Origin of the sequence: Pseudoselenomonas ruminantium (assembly GCF_900113715.1) — a bacterium.
Taxonomy (GTDB): domain Bacteria; phylum Bacillota; class Negativicutes; order Selenomonadales; family Selenomonadaceae; genus Selenomonas_A; species Selenomonas_A caprae.
The window spans coordinates 37,826-63,376 of record NZ_FOQK01000007.1 but is presented as its reverse complement, the minus strand read 5'-3'; the positions used below and the strand labels follow the sequence as shown (position 1 = coordinate 63,376).

Below are 25,551 nucleotides of genomic sequence, written 5' to 3'. Positions count from 1 at the left end.
ATAAAAAATTAAGCATTTTTTGCAATCTTGCTGAATTCGTCAGCAAGCTGCGCAAACTCAGCCAGCGACAACGTCTCGCCGCGGCGCGTCGGGTCGATGCCAGCACGCTCCATGGCATCGCGGACCTGCTCTTTCGGGAAGCCGCCACCGCAAAGAGCATTCGCCAGGGTCTTGCGGCGCTGGCCAAAGGCCGCCTTGACAACACGGAAGAACATCTTCTCCTCCATCACGTCAACGGCTGGCGTCTCACGTACCTTGCAGGCAATGACGACGCTGTCGACTTCCGGCGCGGGGATGAAGGAGCGCGGCGGTACATTGAGCACAATCTCGGGCTCGGTGTAGTACTGGACTGCTACCGACAGGGCACCGTACGTCTTGGATCCCGGGTCAGCGACCATGCGCTCAGCCACTTCCTTCTGCACCATCGTGACCATCCGCGTTATCGGCAGATGACGCTCCAAGAGGGCCATGAGGATTGGCGTCGTGATATAATACGGCAGGTTGGCCGCCACCTTGAACGGCGCATCGCCCATGATGGCCGGAATATTGACCTTGAGGATATCGCCCGGCACGATCGTGACATTCTCATAAGCCTTGAGCGTTTCGGCGAGCACAGCCGGCAGCTTCTTGTCAAGCTCGACGGCTGTGACCTCGGCTCCAGCCTCGGCAAGGCCCTGCGTCAGCGTGCCGATGCCCGGCCCGATTTCGAGCACGCGGTCTCCCGGCTCGATTTCCGCCGCATCGACGATGCCCTGCACGATGCCCGCATCGATCAGGAAGTTCTGGCCGAGCTTCTTGCTCATGCGCAGGCCGAAGGCCTTGAGGATATGCGTCGTGACTTCACGGCTGGCAATCTTCGGCTGTATGGTTTCTCCACTCATTTCCCATCCTCCTTGTCAAGCTGTGCAACCGCAGCAGCAAATTCCTCCCGCGTCACGCCATAATGGTTGAGGCGCTTCAAAAACGTCTTGGCATTGGCAAAGCCCAGGCCCAGGATCGCACCGAGCCTTGCCCGGCGCTGGCTCGCATCAGCAGCCCCCGACAGGTTGTTCACGATGAGATCGGCACCGCTGAATTCATCCGTCGGCTCCCAGTCCAGCGTACGCACCTTCTCCAGTGCCTTGCGGATAGCATCGGGCTTGGCCTGCTCGATGCCGATATCGTCATTATCCGTGGCATCCTCGACCGGCACAAAGGCATGCTTGGCCTCGGGAAAGCGGCGCGAAAGATAGGTGCGGATGCGCTCGCCAGCCGAGTCCGGGTCAGTCAGGATGATGATGCCGCGTTTCTTATAGGCCTGCTCGATATTCTTCAAGGCCTGCGGCTTGAGGTTGAAGCCCTCGGTGATGATGCAGTCAGCCTCGACGGCCTTGTCGATGGCGACAACATCCATCTTGCCCTCGACGACCAATACTTCTTTTATCATAAATACTCCTTACCTTCTATATTATAGACACGCCTGGACTGCAGCATAGACATCTGCATGGATGGCCTCGATTGCGCGCGGCTCACCCTGCTGGCTGCAAGTCACCTTAGCCCAGCCATATTTAGCGGCCAGCTCCAGATAGGCAGCATGGCAGCGATGCAGATAATCCGTGTCCTGTTCGTGGATGTCCTTTGCCGTTCCCGTTTCCTTGGCCCGCGCCGCGATGAGCTTATCCGCCACCGCCGGGTCCATATCAAGGAAGACGACCTTGTCAGGTACCGGCAGGCCGAGCTTCACGAACTCGAAATCCCAGAGCCAGTCAAGGAACGCAGCGCGCTCCCCCTCATCGGTGAGCTTGACGGCCTGATGAACCATATTGCTTGTCGTATAGCGGTCAGCCAGGATGATGCCGCCCGCATCGTAAAAGTCCTTCCACTTCATGCGGAAAGAGGCATAGCGGTCCACAGCGAAAAACGTCGATGCAGCAAACGCATTGACATCCTCAGCATGACCGCCGAAATCACCACGCAGGTACATGCGCACGAGCATCGACGAATCCGCCGCGTAGTCCGGGAACTCGATGCGGCGTACTTCATGACCATCACGCACGAGGTGCTCGTAAAGCGCCTTGGTCTGCGTGGCTTTGCCTGAGCCGTCACCGGCTTCTATGATGATGAGTTTTCCTTTGCTCACGATTCTTTCACTACTTTCAATGTCTTCAGATTGGTATCCTGCGGACCTACCACTTTGAGCCCGAGCTCCTGCATCGCCCGGATGTAGTCAAGGCTTGCCTGATTGATCCTGTCTCCCGGAGCCAATATCGGGATGCCCGGCGGGTAGAACATCAGCTGCTCGGCAGCGATGCGGCCTGCCGCCACGGGGAACGGAACCAGCTCATAGGCAGCAAAGAATGCCTCCCGCGGCGTCATGCCCAGCGCCGGCACGGCAGGCATAGCCGCCGGCACCGAAAACTGCGCCTTGCCCTGGAACCTGGCTGCCAAAGCCCGCAAAGCATCCAGCAGCACACCAGTCTCATGCTCCGTGTCGGCATACGAGATGATGAACAGGAGATTATACGCATCAGAAAGCTCACACTGGATCTTGTACTCATGGCGCAGGATCTCCTCGGCCTGGGGCCCGCTGATGCCCAGCCCGCGCAGGCTGACCGTGACCTTCGTGAGGTCAAGTCCTGCGGCGCCCTCCGTCTGCAGGTAGTCGGCCCCAAAGGACCACAGGCCATCCACCGCATTGATATCCCGGCGGAGCTTCTCGGCCAGCTGCACAGCGCGGCCAATCCTTTCCCGGCCAACCTCAGCCAGCTGCAAGCGCGCGATATCGAGAGAAGCCAGCAACAGCTGGTTGGGGCTTGTCGATTGCAGCAGGCTCGCCGCCTGGCGCACGCGCTCCTGATCCACCCGCGGCCCCTTCACGAGCAGCAGCGAGGTCTGCGTCATGCTGCCGGTGATCTTGTGCGTGCTTTGCGCCGCCATATCGGCACCAGCATCGATGGCCTGCAGCGGCAGCTTGTCCGAGAATTTCAGATGCGGCCCGTGGGCCTCGTCGACGAGCAGCAGCATATCATGCGCATGCAGTTCGTCGGCGATGGCCGGCAAGTCCACCGTGACGCCATAATACGTCGGATAGACAAGGGCCAGGGCCCTGGCCTCGGGATGGGCAGCAATTGCCTTCTTGATGTCGCTAAGGCGCAGCCCCATGGCAATGCCGAGCCTTTCATCAATCTCTGGCTGGATGAAGACAGGCCTTGCCCCCACCAAGATGATGCCGCCGATCAGCGAACGGTGCGCATTGCGCGGCACCAGCACAGTATCGCCGGGCATCAGCGCCGCCATCAGCATCGTATGGATAGCACCGCTCGTGCCATTGATCATGAAATACGCCGCATCGGCACCGTAGAGATCCGCGGCCAGCTCCTGCGCTTCGCGGATGCACATCGTCGGCTCATGGAGGTCGTCAAGCTCCTCCATCAGCGAGACTTCTTCGCGCAGCCCCTCCGCGGTGATGAGCTTCCTGAGCAGCGGATGCGCGCCGAGTCCCTGCTTGTGCCCTGGCGTATGAAAAGCGAGAGCGCCGTCTCGCGCGTAGGCCTGCATGGCCTCCGCAATCGGCGCTCTTAGCTGATTGAGTTTTGTCTGTTTATCCGTCATTTCCTTCTGCCCTTGTCCGGTGTCTTGATGGCCTTGACCTTGTCCACGCTGGGCGCGGGGATCTTGCTCGGCACGCGCAGATGGACGCGGGTCCCCTTGCCGGGCTCCGAGACGATGTTGAGATCCGCACCGATGATCTTGGCGCGTTCCCGCATGCCCATAAGACCGAACTTGCCTACATGCTCGGCATCTTCGTCAAGGATCTCATCCGCATGATCCATGTCGGGGATCTCCGGCTCAGCCTCGGCATCAAAGCCGCTGCCTTCATCCTGGACGAGCACCGACAAAGCCTGCGGCGTATAGAGCAGGCGCAGACGCGCCTTATCCGTACCGGCATGATGGGCCACATTGTTGAGTGCCTCCTGCACGATGCGGAAAATCGCGATCTCCACATGCTTGGGCAGCTCATAGGCGTTGCCATCGATGCTGAACTCCGTTGAGAGGACACCGCGCGACGCCAGCCGTCCGACCAGCTGGTTGAGCGCCGGCGCAAGGCCCAGATCATCCAGCGCCATCGGCCGCATGTCAAAGATGACCTGCCGCACATTGACGAGGCAGTCGCGGATCTGCTGGCGCAGTTCGCGCAGCGTGTTCTTGGCCTCCTCCGGGTCGTAGTCGATGAGCTTCTCGGCAATCGAGGTCTGGAAGATGAGGTTCGCCAGATCCTGTGCCGGGCCATCGTGGATTTCACGGGAAACCCGATAGCGTTCTTCCTCCTGTGCCTTGATGATGCGCGCACCGACGAACTTATCCTTCTGCACTGCTTCGATTTTCCAAACGACACCACTGACCTGCGAGCTCAGATACGAAAGCACTGAGCCAATGGCCAGCGCCAGATGCTCGGCCTGCACGAGCATGACCTGCAAGTGGCGCAGGCGCAGCTCCAGGCGGTCGCGCTGCTGGCGCAGATTCTGCTCCTTCTCGCGCTGCACGCCGAGCTCTACCTGCACATTCTTGACCTGCTCATAACATTCGCGGATCTTCTCCTCCGAATAGTCCTGGAAATTGCTGCTGACCTGCACGAGCTGCTGCTTCTCCCGCTGCTCCTGCTTCACCAGGTCATCCACGCGGTCGATGGTCTGCTGCGCCTGCTTCTTGAGCTCCTGAAGCTGCTGCTTGCTGCTTTCCACCTCGGCGCGCGCCGTCTCATATATATCAAAGATCTGTGATTTGTTATCCTCGATGGTATTGATTGTATTGGTCAGGATACTCTTGAGCGAATCGGTCTTCAATCCGCCTGCCCCGTTCAGCAGGGCTTCCTCTTTGAGGGCTGACATACGACGCCTCCATTCTCACGCCAGTGTGTTACTTATTGTGACGCTTGCCAAGCCAACGGATCACGCCGAGGCCCAGCAGGGCTCCCGCCAGGATATAGAGATCCGTCAGGCGGAACAGGGAATCGACCCCATTGTCCTGGATCTTCGCATAGATTGCGCCCACTACCAGCAGCACCACCAATACATTCGAGATGGCCTTGCCATGCTGTTTCCAAAAAGAAATCGTACTCACCTCCCGGCCATGACGTACACGACCCCCAAAATACTCTTACTTATAAATTTTACTATGAAAGTTACAGAAGTCAAGGGAGACTTGCTTTTATCGTTAAATACCTTTAAAATATATAGAGTGCCTCCACACGGTACATTCCAACTAGCGAAAGGTGATTCAACATGAGCATTTTTTCTCGTTTCTTGCCGAAAAGGAAACCGGTAGAAATAAAGAACAACATGCCGAAAGAAAAGGCCACCATCCGAAAGACTTTCGGCATCTACTGCCACAGCCATCACAAGACATCGGGCGATAAACTCTGCCCGCAGTGCCAGGCCCTTCTGGCCACGGTCATGACGAAGATGAACCGCTGCCCCTATGGCATCACGAAGCCGATCTGCGACCGCTGTGACCGCACGGTGCAGTGCTTCGGCTCCAAGCAGGCGCAGGAGTTCCTGCACATCATGGGTTCGAGCCAGAAGCGCATGTTCTTCTCCCACCCCATCATGACTGTCAAGCACAAGCTGGCCAGCATGGGCGTCGATTATGCGAAATACCAGCAGGCCAAGAAAATCGACGATAAGGTCAAGGCCAAGGAAGAGGCTTCCAAGAAACGCGCCAAAGACCGCAAGGCAAAGAAATAATCCAGCAATATAAAAAACCTTCCCACGGGAAGGTTTTTTTGTTGCTGGATCCATTATTTCACCAAGCGAAGCTGCGGACGGCTGCTGGCCGCTTCCTGCCCAGGCTTGCCCTTGACGGCTTCCGTCTTCCTGCCGGCCGCGTCACCGTAATCCGGCGCACGGCCATGGTCGCAGATATTGAGCAGCATCCCCATGGCAATCATCGTGACCAGCAGCGATGAGCCACCATAGCTGATGAAGGGCAGCGGCACGCCGACGACGGCGAACATGCCACCGACCATCGCGAGGTTCGCCAGCGCCTGGCCAAGGATCAAGAGCATGATGCCCATGGCCAGGATCTGGCCGAACTCATCGGCCGCACGGTTGGCAATGCGGACACAGAAGAAAATCAACAGGGCAAACAGCAAGAATACCATCAAGGCACCGACATACCCATGCTCCTGGCAGAAAATCGCAAACGCGAAATCCGTATGTGCCTCGGGCAGGTACTCGTACTTGCTGACGCCATCGCCCAGGCCCATGCCCCAGAAGCCCCCCGAGCCGATGGTCGAGAGCGACTGCACCGTCTGATAGCCGATGCCCTGGGCATCCGACCACGGATCGAGCATGATGCGCACGCGGTTCAGACGATACGGCTGCAGCGTGATAAGGCCGACAACGCCCAACGGGATGGCGAGCAGTACGCCCTTGGTCATCGCCGGCGTCATGCCGACGACAAAGGCCATGATGAGCGGCACGCCCAGGATGATGCACGCCGTTCCCATATCAGGCTCCAGCTCCGTAAGGCCAGCCATCAACATGATCAAGGCAAACTGCAGGTTCATGACACTTGCGGGCCGGCCAGCCTTGACCTGCACCGACAGGATTGCAGCCGCCAGCATCAGACTCACGAGCTTGGCAAACTCCGCTGGCTGGAAGCTCAGCGGGCCGACGCCCAGCCAGCGCCGCGCACCGTTGACGCTCATGCCCACCACGAGCACCGCCGCCAGCGCCAGTATCATGCCGATCAGCAGCATCGGCATCCAGTCTCGCCAGCGCCGGTAGTTGACCTTGCGGCAGATGACGAAGGCAATGAACCCGACCACCAGCCAGACTGCGTGACGGATCAGGAAATAATACGGGTTCTCATAATCCGTCGTCGCAATGACAAAGCTTGAGCTGAATACATTGATTGTCCCAAGAACAATGAGGATAATCATGATGACAAGGATGGGCTCGGCATCGTTGTTCCACATGGTCTTCCTTATCCGCATGACATAGCCCCCTTACGGAAAGATAACCTCACAGCGGTTGATCTTCTCGCCGAAGCCGCTGAACTTGCGTTCATATTCCGTCATGATATTGTCCGGACGGTTCTCAGCATGAAGGTCAAACGACACATCACGCGTCGGCAGGCCTGCCTCCTCGAACTGCTCCAGCGAGAAATCAAACAGCGGACGATTGTCGGTCTTGAAATGCAGCTCGCCTGGCTTCTTGAGCAGACGGCGGTACTTCTCCAGGAAACCGACATGGGTCAGGCGGCGTTTCGCATGACGCTTCTTCGGCCAGGGATCGCAGAAGTTGATGTAGAAGCGGTCAACTTCCTCCTCGCCGAAGATTTTCTCGATGTTGTTGATATCAAACACCAGCAGGCGGACATTCTTGAGTTCCTTCTCCGCAATCTTCTTGGCTGCCGAATAGAGGACATCCTGCTGGGCCTCAATGCCGATGTAGTTGATATCGGGGTTGCGCTCAGCCAGCTGGCTGATGAAATCGCCCTTGCCCGTGCCGAGCTCGACATGCAGCGGCGCCTGGCGGCCAAAGATCTCCGCCCACTTGCCCTGCTTTTCCTCACCGATTTCCTGGTCACGGCTGATGACAAACGCATCAAATTCATGGATGGCCTCATCCACCCACGGTTTTCTTCTTAAACGCACGTTGTTGCTCCTTTAGCTTTACTTCTTTTCCAATCCGTATTTCTTCAGATAACGATACAGCGTCACGCGGCTGACATTCAAGAGATTCGCCAGACGGCTGACATTGCCGCCCGCAGCCTGCCAGGCCTTGACGAATACTTCCTTGTCTTCCTTCCACTTGTTATCCGGCTTGACATCGCCCATGAGACTGATGTCGTTCGGCCGGATGGTCTTGCCCGGCGTATTGAAGAAGGCATACTCCAGAACGCTCTGCAGCTGTTTGATATTGCCCGGCCAGTCGTAGTCCTCCAGCACTTTTTCCGTGGCTGGCAGGATTTCCTTCGGTTCCATCTGATGCTGCTCTGCCAGCTCCTTGACAATATGCTGGGCCAGCTCAGGGATATCCTCGCGGCGGCTCCGCAGGGCCGGCACGCGTACGATGCTGCGGCTGACGATCTCATAGAGCTCGCGGGCGAACAGCCCGCGCTCGGTCAGGCGCTTGAGGTCGCTGTCGCAGGCCGCAATGATGCGCACATCAATCGTGCGCTCTACATTCTCGCCCACACGGCAAGTCTTGCCTGTCTCCAATGCCTCTGCCAGCTCCAGGGCAATATTCTTTGGCAGTTTCTCAATCTCGTCGAGGAACAATGTACCGCCCGAAGCCAGCTCGAGACGGCCTTGGTGGCTGACTTCCGGATTCAGCATGACGCCGAAAAGCTCCTGCTCCAGCAGCTCCGGCGTCGTGTCGCCGCAGCGCAGCGTGATCAGCGGACCAGCTGCCCGCGCACTTGCCTGATGGATGCCATGCGCCATGCGCTGCTTGCCCGTGCCGGCCTCGCCCTGGATCAGGACATGGTGGTTGTTCTTGGCCACGCGGCCCGCTTTATTGCGGACACTCAGGAACGTCGAGCCGTCGCCGACCATCGAGTTGAGGCTGTACTTGGCCGTATAGCCAGCGGCATGGGCCACGAGCGTGCGCAGATCCTCGATCGGCATCGATACGACCACGACGCTCTGCACGGCCTGGTCTTCATCGCGCTCCAACGGCACGACGGTCGTGATGTCCTCATAGGTCTTAGCCGGCGTGATCCAGGTGACTTCCTTGTTGTAGGAAGGCACACCGCGGAAGCCCTTGTAGATAGGCGTATGCTGATAGTTCATGATGACATCGTTGAGATTCTGCGTATGGCGGCTGCCATCGCCCTTCTTGGCACCGATGCCTTCAAGGCGCGTATGGCCGAGCTGGTTCGCATAGGCGACCTCGCCCCCCGGCATGACATGGTAGACCGCAAACGGCGTCGCGTCAAGGATTGCTTCCTCCGCTTTTATACGCAGGGATTCCGTCAGATGCTGCTCAAGGGCCGTGCGCATCGTCAGCAGCAGCGAGATGACCGCATCCTGCGGCATCGCGATCTGCTCCATCGATACCAGCGTGATGATGTAATGGAACTCACCATTGACTTTGACCGGCGCCGAGCAGGCATCGCCGAGCTGACACTCTTTGACCCACATCTCCGGCCCAAACATCCAAAACGGCGTCTGATGCTCATAGGCAATGCAAATGGATGAGGTACCGACCTCCTCCACCCCGACACGCGTGCCTTCGATTTCCCCCGGTGTCATCTGATAGAACGGCAGCGAATAGCTCTTGAGCACCGTGCAGTCAGCGTCGACCAGCAGCAGGCTCAGGTTGTACTCCTGGAAGAACTCGCGGATGCCCTCACTGAGCTTGCTCAGATAGTCGATAGCATCGCGATGCTTGTTCTGCAGCTCCAGGAATTCCTCCTTGGACATCCTGCGTTCAATCTTCATCGTATCCCGATCGATGCCCAGCTCCTGGCTCCGTTCCCAGGACTCGGCCACCCAGGGATGTACATTGGGATCTAATATGCCGTCTTCCGTGAATTTCTGATAATAAGCCTCGAGTTTGCTTCTGCTGCGATGCTCTCTAATCATAGCTCAGCCTCCTGTAAATCATTTATTTTCTCCCTGGTACGCGCCAGGTATTACGTGTTTCGCAAATTATCGTAACTTACATTTTACCAAGCATTGGGTCATCCTGCAATTACTTTTGACCTTTTTGTGTACATTTTTCCAGTTTTTTATTGCCAAGTGCATACATCTCTTCGAGAGAAGAAGCCTCGGTGTCAACGGTCACGCTGCAGCGCACCGTCATCTCCACGAGCTGATGATGGATCTCATAGCTGCCGCAGAGCTGCTTCATCATGGCCGCCACGCGGTTTTCCAGCTCACCAGCCCGCTCGAAATAACTCAGTACACCAAAATCGGCCCCTTTGAGACGTGCCAGCGAGCACTGCCTGCCACAGCTTTCCCGCAAGCTGTCAGCTGCTGTCCGCAGATACGAATTGGCGATCCGCACACCACGCTGCTGGCTGATTTCAGCATACTCACCGAAACGCAACAGGATAAGACCGAAATGACGCGCATGGAACTCCATCTGCTCCACATAGCCCACAAAAACCTCCGCCAGACCGCGCCAATTCATGAGCCCCGTAATCATGTCCATGCGCACGCTGCCTGTGATGCTCCGGGTGCGGTTGCACAGCTTCTCGGCATTCATGAAATAGCCCATAAGGCCAACAATGCGGCCCTTGTCATAAATTGGCCACTTATTGCAGACAATGGGGTGCACGGTTCCCTTGATGATGCACTTACCGGGCGCATCATGCACCACAGCCCCGTTGGCAATGACATCCAGTTCATCGCTTTTATAGGGCTGATTGTCGATATGCCAATGCATCTCCTCATCATTCTTACCCACAATGTCATCCAATGATGCCAGGCCGTAATAGTCAAGGAATGACTGGCTGGCCCCGACAAAACGACGCTCTGCATCCTTCCAGAAGTAGCAGTCCGTGGTGTGTGCCATCAAGGTACGCCAAAGCAGCGCCTGCTGCTGCTGCTTGCGCCCCGCCTGCGAAAAGCGTTCCTGCACCTCCACGTCTTCCCTTACGATCTGCATAAGCGTCTCGGTAAGCGCCGGATCTTCAAGATTGGCCCGCTTGACACAGAGCACCACCAGCGGATCCTTCACCCCTCCTTCCGCAAACCAGTCGAACTGCTTCCAGCTATACAGACCATCCCGATCCTTCGTGCGGAAGAATCCCTCGACAAAGCCCCGCGGACTTTCCTTGATGCGCTGCCGCACATCCATGCCTCCGACAAAATCCAGATACCGTTGCCGGTCTTCCGGATGCATCATCTCATCGAGCATCTTTTTCCGGTAAGCCAAAAGCTCATACCAATGACGTTCTCCCGCCTTACCCGTCACCTTGGAGAACAGCAAGGGCTCAGCACAGTCCTTGGCAAAATCCAGCACGACAATATCATCAAACAAGACACTGACATCGCGCATGACACGATCCAGCCGCTGCTCGGCGACGCGCTCCGCATCGGCCGACAGATTGATAAGCGTCGCACGGTACAGGTATTTGTTCGCATACTCCACCACCGGCTCGAACTTCAGCATGAGATATTGGCCCCGGTTGGCATAGAACATCACATCTTCTGTCTTATGCCGCTTCAGCTTCTCCACGAACTCCCGCAGCCGCAGATGCAGCGGCGAGAAGCTCGAATTGACCGTACGCTCGAGCTGCACCAAGCCGTGGATCTCCAGTCCATTCAGCTGCTCATAGAAGGCCACATTGGCGAACAGTACTTGGAAATTCCGGCCGTCGTCCTCCACGATGGCCGTGGGCTGATCGGTGATCAGATTGATGCGGCCGGCCTGGTCGTAATAATGCTGCCAGTCCAGCGAAGCAATCTTCATGCCCTTGCTGATGATATTGTCGATGGATTCCTGATAGGGCAGCGGCTTGCCGAAGAAATAGCCCTGCACCTTCTCGCAGCCGATGCTGCGCAGAAACTCGAACTGCTCCTCCGTCTCGACCCCCTCGGCCAGCGTCTGGATGCCGATCTTCTTGGCCATATCCACCGTGGAGGTCAGGATCGCCTGCGAACGGTCATTGAACGACGACAGGAACATCATATCGAGCTTGATTTCATCAAAATGATAATCCTTGAGCACATTGAGGGACGAATAGCCGCTGCCGAAATCATCCATCCAGACCTGATAGCCGGCATCGTGGAACTTCTGGATCTCCCCCTGCATGTGCACCCCATTGTCAAACAGCATACTCTCAGTGATCTCAATGTGGATCATATAGCGTGGAATCCGAAACTCCGTCACCGCCGCCTCGATGTCGGCAAAGATGTTGCAGAGCAGGAAATCCAGACGCGACAGATTGAAGGATACCGGCACAACGACGATATTCTTGTCCATGCGCTCGCGCATGAGCCGGCAGGTCTCCCACGCCATATACGCATCCAGCTTGTGGATCTGGCCGCTATCCTCCAGCGCACTGATGAACTGCCCTGGATTCAGCATGCCATAGATGGGATCTACCCAGCGCGCCAGCACCTCCATGCTGCAAAGCTCCTTGGACAGCGTCCGCACGACCGGCTGGTAGTAGAGCTTGACCCACTTGCGCTCCAGCGCCATATCGATATGGCTCGTGACATACTCATAGATCTCCAGCTGGCGGTGGATGTCCTCAGAATAATACTGCACCGAGCTGCCGACCTTGTTCTTGATGCTGTCGCAGGCGATCTTGGCATAGTCCAGCGCCACGATTGTCTGTACCTCCCGCTGCTCAGGGATGGCATAGACGCCCGCCTTCATCTCCAGCAGCAATTCATCGCTCAGTGCCTTGATGGCCTCCCGGACCTGTGCAAGTTTTTCCGTCACACCCTCTGCCTGGGTCAGGATGCCAAAGTGATCGTTGTTGAGCCGCGTCAGCAGATCCTGCGGGAAATGCAGCGTGAGGATGCGGCCGATATTGCGCAAGCATTCGTCGCCGGCAGCCAGCCCATAGCGGACATTGTAATGCTTGAAATTGCGCACGTTGATGAAGACGAGCACCATGGGCCGCGGCAGGGGACTGCGGCGCAGGTTGGCCAGCAGCGACTCCGTCGCCTCGAGGAACAGCCGCATGCTCATGAGCCCCGTCACGCGGTCGTGCTCATACTTCTGCGACTTCACTTCCACATCGGCAATGAAGACATAATAAAGCGGCCCTTCCTCCGGATCGTCGACCAGACGGCCAAAGTCCTCGATATAGCAGGTATTCCCCTTTTTTGTCGTGATGAAATACGTCACATGATCGAAACGGTTGTCATGCTGGCCTACCTGATAGGCAATATCCTTCTCGACGCCCTCGAGCTCATTGCGGTTGACCATTCCCTGGAAGCTGCCGCCGACATACGCATAGAACTCTTCATAGCTCTCGCACTCGAAAAGCCTCAGGACCTGCTCGTTGGCATATAATATTTCCTCAGCCGCGTCCGCCCGGTAGATGAAGAATCCCCCCGGCAGGTAATCCGCCTTGGCTGCCAATTTCTTCCCTAATGCTTCGCTATCCATATAGCTACCCTCTAACTCTTTCCGGCACATTCGTTCACATCATTACCTATATCATTCGCCTCGAACGCGTTATTTCCTGCCCCGCCGCCAAAATAGCCGTAACCCTGTAAACCATGATTTGTCTCGTCCAATCATCTCATGGTATAATGGATATGTTTGATTTCATCGCAAAGGAGTTTTCGCTTATGGCCAAACAATACAAGAAACTGCAAAACAAAGTCTATCCCAAGAAAAAAGCTGACGACAGCAAGCCGCAGGAAAAAATCGGCAAGGACTATCTGCTGCTGGGCATCATCGCCTTCATGATCGTCATCACCCTTGCCGGCTGGGAATACCTCACCAGCCTCAACCGCTGGATGTACGTGCTGCTGACCTTCTCGCTGTCCATGACCTATGTCTTCCGTCATGCCAAGATCTCCGAGAACGCCAAGATCTACGTGAACCGCGCGAGCCTTGCTTCGATGGGCCTTGCCATCGCCATGTTCCTGCTCGAGCTTTATAATAAGTACGCCAACTGATTCGTTCTGCGCACCAAAAAAGAGCTATCCAACGATAGCTCTTTTTGTGTGCCTTATTCCTGGAATTCCGTCTTCGTCGCACGCAGGCGGGCCATAGCACGCTGCATGGCAAGCTGGGCGCGTTCGACGTCGATGTTCTTCGCCTCAGCGGTTCCCTGATGGAACTCATTCAGACGTGCTTTCGCACGGGCCATAGCATCCTTCGCGCGGTTGATGTCGATGTCGATCGGCTGCTCAGCAGCAGTCGCCAGCACCGTGATCTTATCCGGCGTGACCTCCATGAACCCACCAGCCACCGCGATGAGCTGCTCATCACGGTCGGAGCCTAAGCGCACGCGCATAGCGTGCGGCACGAGGCCCGTGACCAGCGGGGCATGTTTCGGCAGGATGCCGAGCTCGCCGCCCGTGGAACGGACGATGAGCATGCTGATGTCTGCGGAGTAAACAACTTTATCCGGAGAGACAATCTCTAGCTTGATAGTCGCCATAGATTATTCCTCCTCTTTGATCTTCTTAGCTTTCTCCACAGCTTCGTCAATCGTACCTACCATGTAGAACGCATTCTCCGGCAGGTCGTCATATTTACCCTCGAGGATTTCCTTGAATCCACGGACCGTCTCCTTGAGCGGAACGTATTTGCCCGGCGAGCCCGTGAATACCTCAGCAACGTGGAACGGCTGCGAGAGGAAACGCTGGATCTTGCGCGCACGGGATACCGTGAGCTTATCCTCTTCGGAGAGCTCCTCCATACCGAGGATGGCGATGATATCCTGCAGCTCTTTGTACTTCTGCAGGACAGCCTGTACGCCGCGAGCGACTTCATAGTGCTCCTGGCCCAGGACTTCCTGGTTCAGGATACGGCTCGTGGAATCGAGCGGGTCAACGGCCGGATAGATGCCCAGCTCAGCGATCTGACGGGAAAGAACCGTCGTCGCATCGAGGTGCGTGAACGTACCTGCCGGAGCCGGGTCCGTAAGGTCATCGGCCGGGACATAGACTGCCTGGACCGACGTGATGGAACCCTGTTTCGTGGACGTGATACGCTCCTGCAGAGCACCGATATCCGTGGTCAGCGTCGGCTGGTAACCTACTGCCGACGGCATACGGCCGAGCAGTGCGGATACCTCCGAACCTGCCTGGATGAAACGGAAGATGTTATCGATGAACAACAGCACGTCCTGATGCTGGACATCACGGAAGTACTCAGCCATGGTAAGCCCCGTCAGAGCAACGCGCATACGTGCTCCTGGCGGCTCATTCATCTGGCCATAGACGAGAGCCGTCTTGTCGATGACCTTCGACTCCTTCATCTCGCCCCAGAGGTCATTACCCTCACGGGTACGCTCGCCGACACCGGCAAATACCGAGTAGCCGCCGTGCTCTTTCGCGATGTTATGGATGAGCTCCATGATGAGGACCGTCTTGCCGACGCCTGCACCGCCGAACAGACCGATTTTACCACCGCGGGCATACGGAGCGATGAGGTCAACGACCTTGATGCCGGTCTCGAGGACCTGCGTGCTCGTCTCCTGCTCATCGAACTTCGGAGCCGGACGATGGATTGGCCAGGATTCCTTGTTGCCGACCGGCGTCGGATCATGGTCAACCGTCTGGCCCAGAACGTTGAAGATACGGCCGAGAACTTCATTGCCGACCGGAACCGTGATTGGAGCGCCCGTATCAACGGCCTCCATGCCACGGGTAAGACCATCGGTAGAGCTCATAGCGATGCAGCGGGTCACGCTGTCGCCGAGGTGCTGCATGACCTCGACCACGAGGTCGATTTCTACTTCACCAGCTTTGCCCTTGATGGTGACTGCATTGAGAATCTCCGGCAGTTCGCCCGCCGGGAATTCGATATCTACGACAGGTCCGATGACCTGTACGACTTTACCTTTTGTTGCCAATGGTAAACCTCCTAACGATGCTCTTATTTCAGAGCTTCGGCGCCGCCAACGATCTCGGTGATCTCGTTGGTGATGCCTGCCTGACGTACCTTGTTGTAGTAGAGGTCCAGCTTGCTCATGAGTTCTTCCGCGTTATCCGTCGCATTGCTCATCGCATTCATGCGGGAGCTCAGCTCAGATGCTGCCGACTGCAGCAGCGCCGCGTAGACCGTCGTATACAGATACTGGGGAAGCATGAAGCCAAGCACCGTAGCCGCATCCGGCTCATAGATGTACTCGGCATGTACCCCCGTCTCACCGCCTGCCTCGGACTGGAACGGCAGCAGCTGAACTGACTGCGGCTCACAGCTGATGGCAGAGATGAACTTCGTATAGACCATCTGCACTTCCCGATATTCACCGGACTTGAAGCGCTCTACAATATCTTCGGCAATATTGCGTGCATGTTCAAAGGACGGACGCTCGCTAATGCCAATGAAGCTCTGGACGACCTCGTAGCCGCGGTTCTTGAAGTGTGCAACACCCTTGCGGCCTACCACGACGAGATCCGTATCATCCTTCGATTCCACAATGGCTTCTACTGCTTTGCAGGCATTGCTGGAATAAGCGCCAGCCAGGCCCTTGTCGGCCGTGACCAGCAGGATGAGCTTCTTGCCATCCTTATGGGTCTCGAGAAGCGGATGCGAGAAATCCGTACCGGCATTGGCAGCGATTTCCTTCACAACCTCCATAACCTTCTCAGCATAGGGACGATTAGCGCTGGCTGCCTCCTTTGCATGACGCAAACGCGAAGTCGCAACCATGTTCATGGCACTCGTGATCTGCTTGGTACTCTTTACGCTTTTGATGCGCTGGCGAATATCCTGTAAACTAGCCAAAAAGAATCACCTCGCTGCCTTATGCCATTTTGTATGTGATGGTTTCCTTGAACTCCTCAATTGCCTGCTTGAGCTCTGCCTCGATTGCATCATCCAGCTTCTTCTGCTCGGCAATCTTGCGGCCGATCTCCGGATGCTGTGCATGCATGAACTTCAGGAAATCTGCATGGAACTCTACGACCTTCTCTACCGGGATGTCGACGAGGAAACCCTTGACAGCCGTGTAGATGACCATGACCTGATCCTGTACCAAGAGCGGGCTGTACTGCGCCTGCTTCAGCGTCTCTACCATGCGGGCACCGCGGTCGAGCTGAGCCTTCGTAGCCTTGTCGAGGTCGGAAGCGAACTGCGAGAAGGCAGCCAGCTCACGATACTGGGCAAGGTCAAGGCGCATCGTACCAGCGACCTGCTTCATCGCCTTGATCTGCGCCGAACCACCGACACGGGATACGGACAGACCGACGCTGATAGCCGGACGGATACCGGAATAGAACGAGTTCGTCTCGAGCATAATCTGGCCATCGGTAATGGAGATGACGTTCGTCGGGATGTAGGCAGATACGTCGCCGGCCTGCGTCTCGATGATCGGCAGAGCCGTGATGGAACCGCCGCCGAGCTCGTCGCTGAGTTTTGCCGCACGCTCCAAAAGGCGGGAATGCAAGTAGAATACATCGCCCGGATAAGCCTCGCGCCCCGGCGGTCTTCTGAGCAGCAGGGACATAGCACGATAAGCAGCTGCGTGCTTCGTAAGGTCATCGTATACGCAGAGGCAGGCCTTGCCCTGATACATGAAGTGCTCAGCCATAGCAACACCGGCATACGGAGCCAGATACTGCAGCGGAGCGCTGTCAGCAGCCGTAGCTGCGACGACGATCGTATACTTCATAGCGCCAGCCTCTTCGAGGGTCTTGACGACACGGGCAACCGTCGATGCCTTCTGGCCGATAGCCACATAGACGCAGATACAATCCTGGTCATGCTGGTTGAGGATCGTGTCAACGGCGATAGCCGTCTTACCGATACCACGGTCACCGATGATGAGCTCGCGCTGGCCGCGGCCGATCGGTACGAGCGCATCGATTGCCTTCAGACCAGTCTGCAGCGGCTCATGGACCGATTTACGGTCAGCGATGCCCGGTGCATGATACTCGACCGGACGCATCGTCTCTGCTTTGATCTCACCCTTGCCATCAATTGGACGGCCGATAGCATCGACAACGCGGCCAATCATAGCTTCGCCAGCCGGCACCTGCATAATCTTGCCCGTGCGCTTGACCTGCGAGCCTTCTTTGACCTTCGTCTCACCGCCTAAGATAACGGCACCGACATTGTCCTGCTCAAGGTTCAGGACCAGACCATATACATCATTGCCGAAATCGAGCAGCTCGCCAGCCATAGCCTTCTCAAGACCATGGATATGCGCGATGCCGTCACCGATTTCGATAACCGTGCCAACATCATCCACATTGAGATCAACGTTATAGTTCTTGATCTGGTTTTTGATGATGGCTGTTATTTCTTCCGGATTCATTTTCATAACTTCGCTGTCACCCCAGTTTCATCACTTGTTCGCCAGTAATTCTTTTTTCAGCGTTTCGAGGCGGCCGGCAACACTGCCATCGATGCGGCGGTCACCGATCTTGACGACCACACCACCGATGATGTCTTTGTCTTCATGGAGACGAAGCTCCACTTTCTTGCCCGTGACCTGCGCAATCTTGGCCCGTATGGCCTGCTGCTGCGCCTCACCTGCCGGCTCTGCCGTCGTCACATCCGCAATAAGGATGCCTCTGGCCTCATTGGAAAGCCCACGGTACTCATCCTCGATGGCAGCCAGGAGCGCAATGCGGCGCTTGTCGACCAGCAGCATCAAGAAATTGGACACGTTTGCCGAAAGCTCGCCGGCAAACATCTTCGCCAGGAGCTCTTTCTTCGCCTTCGTCTCGACCTGCGGATTGGAAAGGAATGCGGCAGCCTCGGGAACCGAGTCCAGCCCGGCACGTACATCCGCGAGTTCCTTGCCATACTCCACAAGCTTATCTTCCTCCTGGGCAATCTCGAAGATGGCCCGGGAATATTTACGTGCAAGCTGTAAGTTTAGCATGGCAGATCACCAATCTTATCTTTGTCGAGCTTATCGACGAATTCCGTGATAAGCTGTTCATTCTCAGCTTTATCGATATTTTTCGAGATGATCTTGCCGGCAGCAGCCATGGACAGAGCCACGACCTCAGCGCGGAGCTGGGCAACAGCCCGCTCGCGGTCACGCTGGATCTCCGCTGCAGCGGCTTTCTTCATCTGCTCGATTTCGCGTTTCGTCTCAGCACGTGCGGCCTCGCGATCTTCGCTGGCACGTTTTTCCGCGTTGCGGATAATCTCCTCAGCCTTGATATTGGCAGCAGCCAGCTTCTTTTTGTAGTCAGCCAGCAGCTGATCAGCTTCTGCTGCATCAGCGTCTGCTTTATCGAGGCTTTCCTTTATCTTATCCTCGCGGGCTTTGAGCATGTTGACGACCGGCTTATAAGCCACAGCGCGCAGCAATACGACCAGGATTACGAAGTTGAGGATCTGCGCGAAAAATGTCATATTTAACTCGATCAATTACTATGCCCCCCCTTGTGCATATTCTTCATCAAAAAGGAATTATTTGATGAGCGGGTTAGCATAGAGCATGATCAGGGCAACAACCGTTGCGATGATTGCCATTGCCTCGATCAGACCGACGGAAATCAGCGTATTGGTGAACAGCGTGTTCTTAGCTTCCGGCTGACGCGTGATACCCTCGATGAAACGGCTCGTTACCATACCATCACCAAGACCTGCGCCGACTGCGGCAAGACCCATGCAGAGACCTGCACCGATTAAAGCTGCTGCTACCATAATTGCATTTTCCATGAAAAAATCCTCCTTAAAAATGTACAAACTTCTCAGATAGTAGAGTTATGATTCCTCTTCTTCATGCTTGACTGCATTGGCAAGATATGCCATTGAAAGCATCGTGAAGATGACGGCCTGAACTCCGCCGATGAAGATACTGAACGCCAGCCAGGCAACGGCCGGGATCGGCATCCAGATTGGCATGAGTTTCAGCAGGACGACAATAAGGATCTCGCCTGCCAGGATGTTACCAAATAGACGAAATGCCAGCGTGATCGGCTTGGCAATTTCCTCGATCGCATTGATGATCACAAATACCGGCGTCGGCTTGAAGAAATGCGCCACATAGTGGCCCCCCTTCATGAAAAGCCCCAGTACATGTACCATGACAATGACCAGGAGTGCTAATGCCAGTGTAGTGTTCAGATCATTGGTCGGTGATGCCATCTTCGGCACCAGTCCCAGCCAGTTGGAAACCAGCAGGAACATGAACAGTGACACGATGAATGGCGCCAGGAACCGGCCTCTCTGCCCCATCATCGCATCCAGCTGCTCGTGGAGCCACAAGACAATGATTTCCACGACATTCTGCCAGCCGCTCGGAATGATCTTCAGATTGCGGGTAGCCAGGAATGCGATCAACAGGACAATTGCCATCGCGAGCCAGGTCATATACAGCGTCTCCATGTTAAAGGAGAAGCCCATTATCTGCTCTGTTCCGCGATGAACGACCTCTTCGCCCATACACTCAACCTCCTTCCCTAAGAAACCAAAGTTATTCTTTACCGTGATTCATGTGGATCAGCAAGAATATTGACAGCCCATAACAGATGAGAAAACCCAGCACGGTCACTCCGAACACTTGCGCAGAAATATTCACGGCTGTCAGCAGGATCAACAGTAGAACCATCATCCGCAAAACCAGCCCCCAAAGCATCTGCTTCTTTGCGCCGCCAGTAGGAACCGCAGCGATTTTCCACAATCGCCAGGCCATATTCCAGACAAACACCAGCGCCGCCAGATACCCCAGCAGCAGTGCACCGATGAGATCCGCCTCGCCTCTTGCAAGCAAGAGACTGCCGACCATCAATGAGGCTGCCGCCAAGCCACCCGCCAGGCGCCTTATGAATACCGATAAAACTTCTTTCATATTCCTCCTCCAACGGCAGCCAAAGCCGTCGTTTTCGTTGAATACTTACGACGATAGTATACATCCCTGTGGGACACCATCTGCCTAACAGTCATATTTCGACATCGATGGTTCAAATCCCTTTTGTTTTCTAGAAATCCAACGAAAAAATATGATTTATTTTTCCTATTTAGTCATAAAAAACATTTATTTATACTACCATAAACCAATAAAATTGATTTATCCACGTTGGTCGCAATGTTTATTATATGCGATTGATTAATGAATGGCAAGTATTTTTTCAACAAAATACAAAATATCAACAATTCCATCAATACCGCCATTCAAAGCACATTTCCCTGCTTGAGCTGACGGTATAACGTATAGATAGCGCCAGGGAAACCTACGAGGATCCCGACCAATTTTCCGGCATAGCCAAGCCCGAGATTCTCATCGGCCAGATTGCCCAAGAATACACAAATACCGACAAAGACCACCAGATATATGCCAATGCCGCCCAGCACCGAAAAAGCCTTGACTGCCTGGCGCAGCCCCTCATGTTTCTGTCCATCATTTCCCTGCTTGTCCATATCTGTCTCCCTGCCAAAAAAGCCTTCCCGTTACAGGAAGGCTTATACGTGGTTTATTTTCCTTTGAATACATCCGGGCGGTTCTCAGCCAGGCCGTAATGATAGAGGATTGCCTGGATGATGCGCTCCGAAGCCTTGCCATCGCCATACGGGTTGACCGACTCCGCCATGCGGCCATACTCCGCCGGATCTTCGAGCAGCGTCTTAGCTTCCTGATACACGCGCTCGCGGTCAGTACCAATGAGCTTGACCGTACCAGCGGCAACAGCCTCCGGACGCTCCGTCGTATCACGCAGGACAAGGACGGGTTTCCCCAGTGCCGGTGCCTCCTCCTGTACGCCGCCCGAATCCGTCAGGATCAGATGCGCACGGCTCATGAGGTTGGCAAATGGCTCGTAATCGAGCGGGTCAATCAGATGGACTTTCTCCAAGCCGCCGAGTTCCTCGCGGACTACCTCGCGGACCTTCGGATTCTTGTGGACCGGGAATACGACTTCAACATCATCGAATTCCTCGGTCAGCTGGCGCAGTGCCTTGTAGACATGACGCATCGGCTCACCAAGATTCTCGCGGCGATGGGTCGTGACAAGGATGATACGCTTGTTATCGAAATCGATGCTGCGCAGCATCTCATCCTCAAACTCAAAATCGGAACGGACCGTATGATGCAGTGCATCAATGACCGTATTGCCCGTGACAAAAATGCTTTCGGGTTTGACGTTTTCTGCCAGCAGGTTCTGCTCGCTGGTCTGGGTCGGCGCGAAGTTGAGATCGGAAATGCAGCCCGTGAGCTTGCGGTTCATCTCCTCCGGGAACGGCGAATATTTGTTGTGCGTGCGCAGGCCAGCCTCGACATGGCCGACCGTCGTCTGGTGATAGTAGGCAGCCAAAGCACCAGCGAATGTCGTCGTTGTATCGCCATGGACGAGCACGATGTCCGGTTTCTCCTCAGACAGCACAGCATCCAGGCCCTTCATGGCTTTCGTCGTGATATCAAAGAGCGTCTGTCCCTGTGCCATGATATCAAGGTCGTGGTCCGGCGTGATATGGAACAGGTTCAGCACCTGATCGAGCATCTCGCGATGCTGTGCCGTCACCGCTACCACCGGCGTGATCTTGTCAGCATGTTTCTGAAGCTCCAGCACGATCGGTGCCATCTTGATTGCCTCAGGACGCGTGCCAAAGACCGTCATCACCTTGATTTTCTTCTTATCCATCAAAAATCCCCTTTCTATGAAGAAAGGCAGGTCTTCACCTGCCTTCTGGGTTCTTACGCTGTATATTCCCGCGGGCTCAATGCTGATGCGCGGAGTCATTCAACCGGAAAATACCAATCTTCTTTGCCCCGAAGAGCACTGCCACCACGACCGCGCAGACGATGAGGATGGCAATCTGCGTGCTGACCTCGGTGAGCGCCACCGCACTCAGGCCCAAAAGCGCACTGATCACATACATCAGCAGCACGGCCTGACGCTGGCTGAAGCCCAAGTCAAGCAGGCGATGATGCAGATGACCCTTATCGGGCTTGAAGATTGGCACACCGCCACGATAACGGCGGACAATCGCAAACGTCGTATCAAGGATCGGCAGACCGAGTGCCAGGATAGGCACGATAAGTGCGATCGTCGCAGCGCTCTTCACGGCACCGATCACCGAGATGCCTGCGAGCATGTAGCCCAGGAACATGCTGCCCGAATCCCCCATGAAGATGCGGGCAGGATTGAAGTTGTAATAAAGGAAACCAAAGGCTGCACCAGCCAGAGCTGCCGTGAGCACGGCTACGAGCACGATATCCTGCTGCAAGGCCACGAGGAAGATCGTGATAGCGGCAATGGTCGATACGCCAGCCGCCAGGCCATCAAGACCATCGATGAGGTTGACCGTGTTCGTGAGACCGACAATCCAGAAAATCGTCACCGGAATCGCAAACCATTCGGTGTAGATATAGTCACCGAACGGATCGGTGATGAAATCGATGCGCACATCAAAGACAACCACCAGCACTGCTGCTGCCAGGATCTGGCCGACGAGCTTGACCTTGGCCGGCAGATTCTTGTAATCATCAATGATACCGACCAGCACGATCAGCGAACCGCCGACCATAAGGCCGATGAGCTCGTTCGTGACCTCAGCAGACATCGGCACCACAAACATGATGCTGAGCATCGCCGCCATGAACGCTGCATAGATACCCAATCCGCCAATCCGCGGAATCGGTTTTTTATGTACTTTTCTCGCATCAGGAGCATCCATCGCTCCCGTCTTGGCCGCCAAAAAGATCACGCCTGGCGTAATGAGCAAAGCCACACCGGCTGCAATCACAAACGCCATCATATAATCCGGCATACAAGTGCACCTCTTTTTCCCTTTGTATTCAAATTTTTATAGCAAGCCTATTTTACCGCAGCGGTTCGCCAGTGTCAATGAAAATAAGCTGAATGCAGCGTTTAATCATGGATTTCATCCGGACGGCAAGTGACGATGCTGCCGTCGGTTTCGTAATAGACCACCTGGCCCAGCTTGGCGTTGCGCAGCATGCGGCGGCAAAGCAGACATGGCTTGCCCGATGCCAGGCTGCCATCGGCATTGATGCCGACGATGTAGATGGTTGCCCCCTCCATCGCTGCAGGATCAGCATTGATGATGGCATTCTGCTCCGCATGGACAGCTACGCAGAGCTCATAGTTCTGTCCCTTGGGCACATGCAGGCGCTCGCGCTCACAGATGCCCGTATCGATGCAGTTCGCTTCACCGCGCGGCGCACCATTATACCCCGTGCTGATGATGATCTTGTCCTTGACGATGATCGCGCCATAGCGGCGGCGCAGGCAGGTTGCCCGGCGGCCGACAGCCTTGGCGATATCCAGGAAATACTCCGTCCAGCCCGGACGCTGCTGTTTTTCACGATTCATGCTTCTCTCCCTCTCTAGTCTGCAAATAACGATGCCCCAGGATCACGGCGACAAAATCATCGACCGGCTCAGGCGGCACCTGCATAGTCACCGGCAGCAACCGCCGCCAGCCCTTGGGCGGATGCGCCTGCCAGTACGCACCACGAGCCATCTCCGTCGTGCGGTATTCATCGACCACGATGACCGCAAGATCCGGCAGAGCAGCAGCAATGCGTTCCCGCGCCTGCTGGCTCGTCGTACCGTTGCCTTCGATGAGGCAGTCAAACGAAAAACGCTGCCGTGCCATAAGGATTTCCTGCTCCAACTCAGCCGTTGCGATGACCTGCTGCAAAAGCACCGTACCATCGCCGGCCAGCACGGCAAACCCACATTTATCCCGGCCGGGATCGAGTGCTGCGATGTTCATGCTTCCTCCTATAAAATAGCCTTCCCCGTAGGGAAGGCTTACTTTCCACTCAACGAACGGCGCTATTGGTCTGGAACTCCGACCGAAGTGTCAGCCGGAGCGGTCCCATCGCATCCGTGTCGCCATTGGCATACGCCGACAGAACCACCGCGCCATGACGGCCGCGCAGGGAATTGACGATATCGTAGAACTGCGCCCCCTCCATGACTCCAACCGAGCCACGAATTGGGTCAGGCAGAATGCCTTTGGATGTAGCCGCCAGATTGACATCCTTGAGGAAGCTCATCACGGTCTGCTCAGCCTCACCGTCAGATCCACCGTCCAACATATACGGACGGGCAATGATGAATTCCTTGTCCCGGTAAATCACACTGTTTTTATAGAGCGCCAATGTCGTGCGCACAGCCTCGCCACGCAGCAGGTTGCCAGCAGCGACGATGCGCACGACCATATCCTGCGGACTTTCCGCAATCTGCTGCACAGCTGCCTCATATTCAGGCTGGTAGATCCAGATGTCCTGGTCGGAATTGTCCTGCCCCAGCTTATTCGATATGTTGCGGTTGGCCAGCTGCGCTAAGGCCTGCATATCGCGGTCAACCTCAGCTACCGGCCGATGGCCGCGGATGACGCCGCTGGCGATGACCTCACCAGCCTGGAAAACGATGTCGCCTTCACGGATGGTGATCAACCCATCGCGCAGATTGGCGGCCCGCGTTTCCAGTGCGGCATTATCCCGGGTCAATTGCGCGTTGCTGTCCGTAAGCTCGCCGTTCTGCGCGCTCAGCGTGCTGTTCTGCGCCGCCAGGGTGTCATTGCGCAACGTCAGCTCCTGCGTCGCTGCCTCCAGCAGGCGGTTGCCCTCCTGCAGTCTTGCCGACTCAGCTTCCAGCTCCGACTGCTGCGTCTGCAGTCTTTCCACGTCTTCTTTCGACTTGGCCAGGGCCTCATTGGTACGCTCCTGCTCGCTCTGCGCCGCCTGCAGGTCCGACTGCGCATCCCTGAGGCTGGCCTGCGTCTCCAGCATTGTCCGGTTCAGCCGCTCCATGCCGAAAAGCGCTGTGCGCACATTTTCCGAAGCGGCTGCCATGACGCCGAAGGTCAGCGTCGTGATGCAGATACCCGTGAAAATAGTGATGATGATCGATGTATGCCGCGGCCGCAAGCCAAAGATAGACAACCGCTTCTTACCGATTTTTGTTCCCAGCCGATCACCGATAAACGCAATAGCACCGCCGGTAACAATCAGCACTGCAATCAAAAGGACTCCATACAT

27 protein-coding genes are annotated in these 25,551 nt (G+C 55.9%); 2 read left to right on the top strand and 25 right to left on the bottom strand.

The window, feature by feature from the left end; translation table 11 throughout:
- Nucleotides 1–8: 8 nt before the first annotated feature.
- Genes rsmA through BM181_RS05215 form a run of 6 tightly spaced genes read right to left on the bottom strand, consistent with a single transcriptional unit; the run spans nucleotide 9 to nucleotide 5,100 of the window.
- Nucleotides 9–881 carry a 16S rRNA (adenine(1518)-N(6)/adenine(1519)-N(6))-dimethyltransferase RsmA gene (gene rsmA / locus BM181_RS05240; RefSeq protein WP_075442754.1) on the bottom strand — a complete coding sequence of 291 codons (873 nt, stop codon included), beginning with the start codon at nucleotides 879–881 and terminating at the stop codon, nucleotides 9–11.
- On the bottom strand, nucleotides 878–1,426 hold the full coding sequence (gene rnmV, locus BM181_RS05235) for a ribonuclease M5 (RefSeq protein ID WP_075442753.1): 549 nt from the start codon (nucleotides 1,424–1,426) through the stop codon (nucleotides 878–880). The genes rsmA and rnmV overlap by 4 nt, the downstream gene beginning before the upstream one ends.
- A 21-nt stretch (nucleotides 1,427–1,447) precedes the next feature.
- Nucleotides 1,448–2,119, bottom strand: a complete 672-nt coding sequence (locus tag BM181_RS05230; RefSeq protein WP_075442752.1) for a dTMP kinase — start codon at nucleotides 2,117–2,119, stop codon at nucleotides 1,448–1,450.
- Nucleotides 2,116–3,591: an aminotransferase class I/II-fold pyridoxal phosphate-dependent enzyme gene (locus BM181_RS05225; RefSeq protein ID WP_075442751.1), complete on the bottom strand. Its 1,476-nt coding sequence runs from the start codon at nucleotides 3,589–3,591 to the stop codon at nucleotides 2,116–2,118. The genes BM181_RS05230 and BM181_RS05225 overlap by 4 nt, the downstream gene beginning before the upstream one ends.
- Nucleotides 3,588–4,868, bottom strand: coding sequence for a sensor histidine kinase (locus BM181_RS05220; RefSeq protein ID WP_075442750.1), 1,281 nt, complete (start codon nucleotides 4,866–4,868; stop codon nucleotides 3,588–3,590). Before BM181_RS05220 ends, BM181_RS05225 begins: the two co-directional genes overlap by 4 nt.
- Before the next feature lie 28 nt (nucleotides 4,869–4,896).
- Complete coding sequence (locus tag BM181_RS05215; protein ID WP_075442749.1) at nucleotides 4,897–5,100, bottom strand: hypothetical protein; 204 nt, start codon at nucleotides 5,098–5,100, stop codon at nucleotides 4,897–4,899.
- 161 nt (nucleotides 5,101–5,261) lie between these two features.
- Here BM181_RS05215 and BM181_RS05210 point away from each other — a divergent pair, with 161 nt between their 5' ends.
- Nucleotides 5,262–5,723 carry a nitrous oxide-stimulated promoter family protein gene (locus tag BM181_RS05210; RefSeq protein WP_075442748.1) on the top strand — a complete coding sequence of 154 codons (462 nt, stop codon included), beginning with the start codon at nucleotides 5,262–5,264 and terminating at the stop codon, nucleotides 5,721–5,723.
- Between the two features lie 53 nt (nucleotides 5,724–5,776).
- Here the strand turns inward: BM181_RS05210 and BM181_RS05205 are convergent, their stop codons facing one another.
- The 4 genes from BM181_RS05205 to BM181_RS05190 all read right to left on the bottom strand — a co-directional run bounded on the left by BM181_RS05205 (nucleotide 5,777) and on the right by BM181_RS05190 (nucleotide 13,061).
- A complete protein-coding gene (locus tag BM181_RS05205) occupies nucleotides 5,777–6,976 on the bottom strand; it encodes an FtsW/RodA/SpoVE family cell cycle protein (protein ID WP_075442747.1) in 1,200 nt (399 codons plus the stop codon).
- Nucleotides 6,977–6,988: 12 nt separating this feature from the next.
- A complete protein-coding gene (gene trmB / locus BM181_RS05200) occupies nucleotides 6,989–7,639 on the bottom strand; it encodes a tRNA (guanosine(46)-N7)-methyltransferase TrmB (protein ID WP_075442746.1) in 651 nt (216 codons plus the stop codon).
- Nucleotides 7,640–7,657: 18 nt separating this feature from the next.
- Complete coding sequence (locus tag BM181_RS05195; RefSeq protein WP_075442745.1) at nucleotides 7,658–9,574, bottom strand: sigma 54-interacting transcriptional regulator; 1,917 nt, start codon at nucleotides 9,572–9,574, stop codon at nucleotides 7,658–7,660.
- A 109-nt stretch (nucleotides 9,575–9,683) separates the two neighbouring features.
- Complete coding sequence (locus BM181_RS05190) at nucleotides 9,684–13,061, bottom strand: EAL domain-containing protein (RefSeq protein WP_075442744.1); 3,378 nt, start codon at nucleotides 13,059–13,061, stop codon at nucleotides 9,684–9,686.
- A 185-nt stretch (nucleotides 13,062–13,246) separates the two neighbouring features.
- On the opposite strand from BM181_RS05190, the gene BM181_RS05185 reads away from it, so the two are divergent.
- Nucleotides 13,247–13,579, top strand: coding sequence for a hypothetical protein (locus tag BM181_RS05185; RefSeq protein ID WP_075442743.1), 333 nt, complete (start codon nucleotides 13,247–13,249; stop codon nucleotides 13,577–13,579).
- Nucleotides 13,580–13,632: 53 nt separating this feature from the next.
- Here the strand turns inward: BM181_RS05185 and BM181_RS05180 are convergent, their stop codons facing one another.
- The 15 genes from BM181_RS05180 to BM181_RS05110 form a co-directional block, all read right to left on the bottom strand.
- Nucleotides 13,633–14,067 (bottom strand): F0F1 ATP synthase subunit epsilon, encoded by a 435-nt coding sequence (locus BM181_RS05180; RefSeq protein ID WP_075442742.1) that lies wholly within the window; start codon nucleotides 14,065–14,067, stop codon nucleotides 13,633–13,635.
- Nucleotides 14,068–14,070: 3 nt separating this feature from the next.
- A complete protein-coding gene (atpD, locus tag BM181_RS05175; RefSeq protein WP_075442741.1) occupies nucleotides 14,071–15,486 on the bottom strand; it encodes a F0F1 ATP synthase subunit beta in 1,416 nt (471 codons plus the stop codon).
- Between the two features lie 23 nt (nucleotides 15,487–15,509).
- Entirely contained in the window at nucleotides 15,510–16,364 is an 855-nt protein-coding gene (gene atpG / locus BM181_RS05170) for an ATP synthase F1 subunit gamma (RefSeq protein ID WP_075442740.1), read from the bottom strand.
- A gap of 19 nt (nucleotides 16,365–16,383) precedes the next feature.
- Entirely contained in the window at nucleotides 16,384–17,901 is a 1,518-nt protein-coding gene (gene atpA, locus BM181_RS05165) for a F0F1 ATP synthase subunit alpha (RefSeq protein WP_075442739.1), read from the bottom strand.
- A 24-nt stretch (nucleotides 17,902–17,925) separates the two neighbouring features.
- Nucleotides 17,926–18,468, bottom strand: a complete 543-nt coding sequence (locus tag BM181_RS05160; protein ID WP_075442738.1) for a F0F1 ATP synthase subunit delta — start codon at nucleotides 18,466–18,468, stop codon at nucleotides 17,926–17,928.
- A complete protein-coding gene (atpF, locus tag BM181_RS05155; RefSeq protein WP_075429130.1) occupies nucleotides 18,462–18,965 on the bottom strand; it encodes a F0F1 ATP synthase subunit B in 504 nt (167 codons plus the stop codon). Before atpF ends, BM181_RS05160 begins: the two co-directional genes overlap by 7 nt.
- A gap of 42 nt (nucleotides 18,966–19,007) precedes the next feature.
- The gene (gene atpE, locus BM181_RS05150; protein ID WP_075429131.1) at nucleotides 19,008–19,259 is read right to left on the bottom strand and encodes a F0F1 ATP synthase subunit C; all 252 of its coding nucleotides are present in this window, start codon (nucleotides 19,257–19,259) and stop codon (nucleotides 19,008–19,010) included.
- Between the two features lie 45 nt (nucleotides 19,260–19,304).
- On the bottom strand, nucleotides 19,305–19,985 hold the full coding sequence (gene atpB, locus BM181_RS05145; protein WP_075442737.1) for a F0F1 ATP synthase subunit A: 681 nt from the start codon (nucleotides 19,983–19,985) through the stop codon (nucleotides 19,305–19,307).
- A gap of 31 nt (nucleotides 19,986–20,016) precedes the next feature.
- Entirely contained in the window at nucleotides 20,017–20,391 is a 375-nt protein-coding gene (locus tag BM181_RS05140) for a hypothetical protein (RefSeq protein ID WP_075442736.1), read from the bottom strand.
- A 323-nt stretch (nucleotides 20,392–20,714) separates the two neighbouring features.
- Nucleotides 20,715–20,960, bottom strand: a complete 246-nt coding sequence (locus BM181_RS05135; protein ID WP_075442735.1) for an AtpZ/AtpI family protein — start codon at nucleotides 20,958–20,960, stop codon at nucleotides 20,715–20,717.
- A gap of 53 nt (nucleotides 20,961–21,013) precedes the next feature.
- Nucleotides 21,014–22,177, bottom strand: coding sequence for a non-hydrolyzing UDP-N-acetylglucosamine 2-epimerase (wecB, locus tag BM181_RS05130; protein ID WP_075442734.1), 1,164 nt, complete (start codon nucleotides 22,175–22,177; stop codon nucleotides 21,014–21,016).
- A gap of 76 nt (nucleotides 22,178–22,253) precedes the next feature.
- On the bottom strand, nucleotides 22,254–23,306 hold the full coding sequence (locus BM181_RS05125) for an MraY family glycosyltransferase (protein WP_075442733.1): 1,053 nt from the start codon (nucleotides 23,304–23,306) through the stop codon (nucleotides 22,254–22,256).
- Nucleotides 23,307–23,407: 101 nt separating this feature from the next.
- Nucleotides 23,408–23,872, bottom strand: coding sequence for a deoxycytidylate deaminase (locus tag BM181_RS05120; protein WP_075442732.1), 465 nt, complete (start codon nucleotides 23,870–23,872; stop codon nucleotides 23,408–23,410).
- Nucleotides 23,862–24,278 (bottom strand): RuvC family protein, encoded by a 417-nt coding sequence (locus BM181_RS05115; RefSeq protein ID WP_075442731.1) that lies wholly within the window; start codon nucleotides 24,276–24,278, stop codon nucleotides 23,862–23,864. Before BM181_RS05115 ends, BM181_RS05120 begins: the two co-directional genes overlap by 11 nt.
- Nucleotides 24,279–24,327: 49 nt before the next feature.
- Nucleotides 24,328–25,551 (bottom strand): DUF3084 domain-containing protein, encoded by a 1,224-nt coding sequence (locus BM181_RS05110; RefSeq protein ID WP_075442730.1) that lies wholly within the window; start codon nucleotides 25,549–25,551, stop codon nucleotides 24,328–24,330.

What these genes read in the sequence shown, in the direction of transcription:
- rsmA (WP_075442754.1), bottom strand. Translation starts at nt 881, where the DNA reads ATGAGTGGAGAAACCATACAGCCGAAGATTGCCAGCCGTGAAGTCACG.
- rnmV (WP_075442753.1), bottom strand. Translation starts at nt 1,426, where the DNA reads ATGATAAAAGAAGTATTGGTCGTCGAGGGCAAGATGGATGTTGTCGCC.
- BM181_RS05225 (WP_075442751.1), bottom strand. Translation starts at nt 3,591, where the DNA reads ATGACGGATAAACAGACAAAACTCAATCAGCTAAGAGCGCCGATTGCG.
- BM181_RS05220 (WP_075442750.1), bottom strand. Translation starts at nt 4,868, where the DNA reads ATGTCAGCCCTCAAAGAGGAAGCCCTGCTGAACGGGGCAGGCGGATTG.
- BM181_RS05210 (WP_075442748.1), top strand. Translation starts at nt 5,262, where the DNA reads ATGAGCATTTTTTCTCGTTTCTTGCCGAAAAGGAAACCGGTAGAAATA.
- BM181_RS05205 (WP_075442747.1), bottom strand. Translation starts at nt 6,976, where the DNA reads ATGCGGATAAGGAAGACCATGTGGAACAACGATGCCGAGCCCATCCTT.
- BM181_RS05195 (WP_075442745.1), bottom strand. Translation starts at nt 9,574, where the DNA reads ATGATTAGAGAGCATCGCAGCAGAAGCAAACTCGAGGCTTATTATCAG.
- BM181_RS05190 (WP_075442744.1), bottom strand. Translation starts at nt 13,061, where the DNA reads ATGGATAGCGAAGCATTAGGGAAGAAATTGGCAGCCAAGGCGGATTAC.
- BM181_RS05185 (WP_075442743.1), top strand. Translation starts at nt 13,247, where the DNA reads ATGGCCAAACAATACAAGAAACTGCAAAACAAAGTCTATCCCAAGAAA.
- BM181_RS05180 (WP_075442742.1), bottom strand. Translation starts at nt 14,067, where the DNA reads ATGGCGACTATCAAGCTAGAGATTGTCTCTCCGGATAAAGTTGTTTAC.
- atpA (WP_075442739.1), bottom strand. Translation starts at nt 17,901, where the DNA reads ATGAAAATGAATCCGGAAGAAATAACAGCCATCATCAAAAACCAGATC.
- BM181_RS05160 (WP_075442738.1), bottom strand. Translation starts at nt 18,468, where the DNA reads ATGCTAAACTTACAGCTTGCACGTAAATATTCCCGGGCCATCTTCGAG.
- atpE (WP_075429131.1), bottom strand. Translation starts at nt 19,259, where the DNA reads ATGGAAAATGCAATTATGGTAGCAGCAGCTTTAATCGGTGCAGGTCTC.
- atpB (WP_075442737.1), bottom strand. Translation starts at nt 19,985, where the DNA reads ATGGGCGAAGAGGTCGTTCATCGCGGAACAGAGCAGATAATGGGCTTC.
- BM181_RS05140 (WP_075442736.1), bottom strand. Translation starts at nt 20,391, where the DNA reads ATGAAAGAAGTTTTATCGGTATTCATAAGGCGCCTGGCGGGTGGCTTG.
- BM181_RS05135 (WP_075442735.1), bottom strand. Translation starts at nt 20,960, where the DNA reads ATGGACAAGCAGGGAAATGATGGACAGAAACATGAGGGGCTGCGCCAG.
- wecB (WP_075442734.1), bottom strand. Translation starts at nt 22,177, where the DNA reads ATGGATAAGAAGAAAATCAAGGTGATGACGGTCTTTGGCACGCGTCCT.
- BM181_RS05125 (WP_075442733.1), bottom strand. Translation starts at nt 23,306, where the DNA reads ATGCCGGATTATATGATGGCGTTTGTGATTGCAGCCGGTGTGGCTTTG.
- BM181_RS05120 (WP_075442732.1), bottom strand. Translation starts at nt 23,872, where the DNA reads ATGAATCGTGAAAAACAGCAGCGTCCGGGCTGGACGGAGTATTTCCTG.
- BM181_RS05115 (WP_075442731.1), bottom strand. Translation starts at nt 24,278, where the DNA reads ATGAACATCGCAGCACTCGATCCCGGCCGGGATAAATGTGGGTTTGCC.
- BM181_RS05110 (WP_075442730.1), bottom strand. Translation starts at nt 25,551, where the DNA reads ATGTATGGAGTCCTTTTGATTGCAGTGCTGATTGTTACCGGCGGTGCT.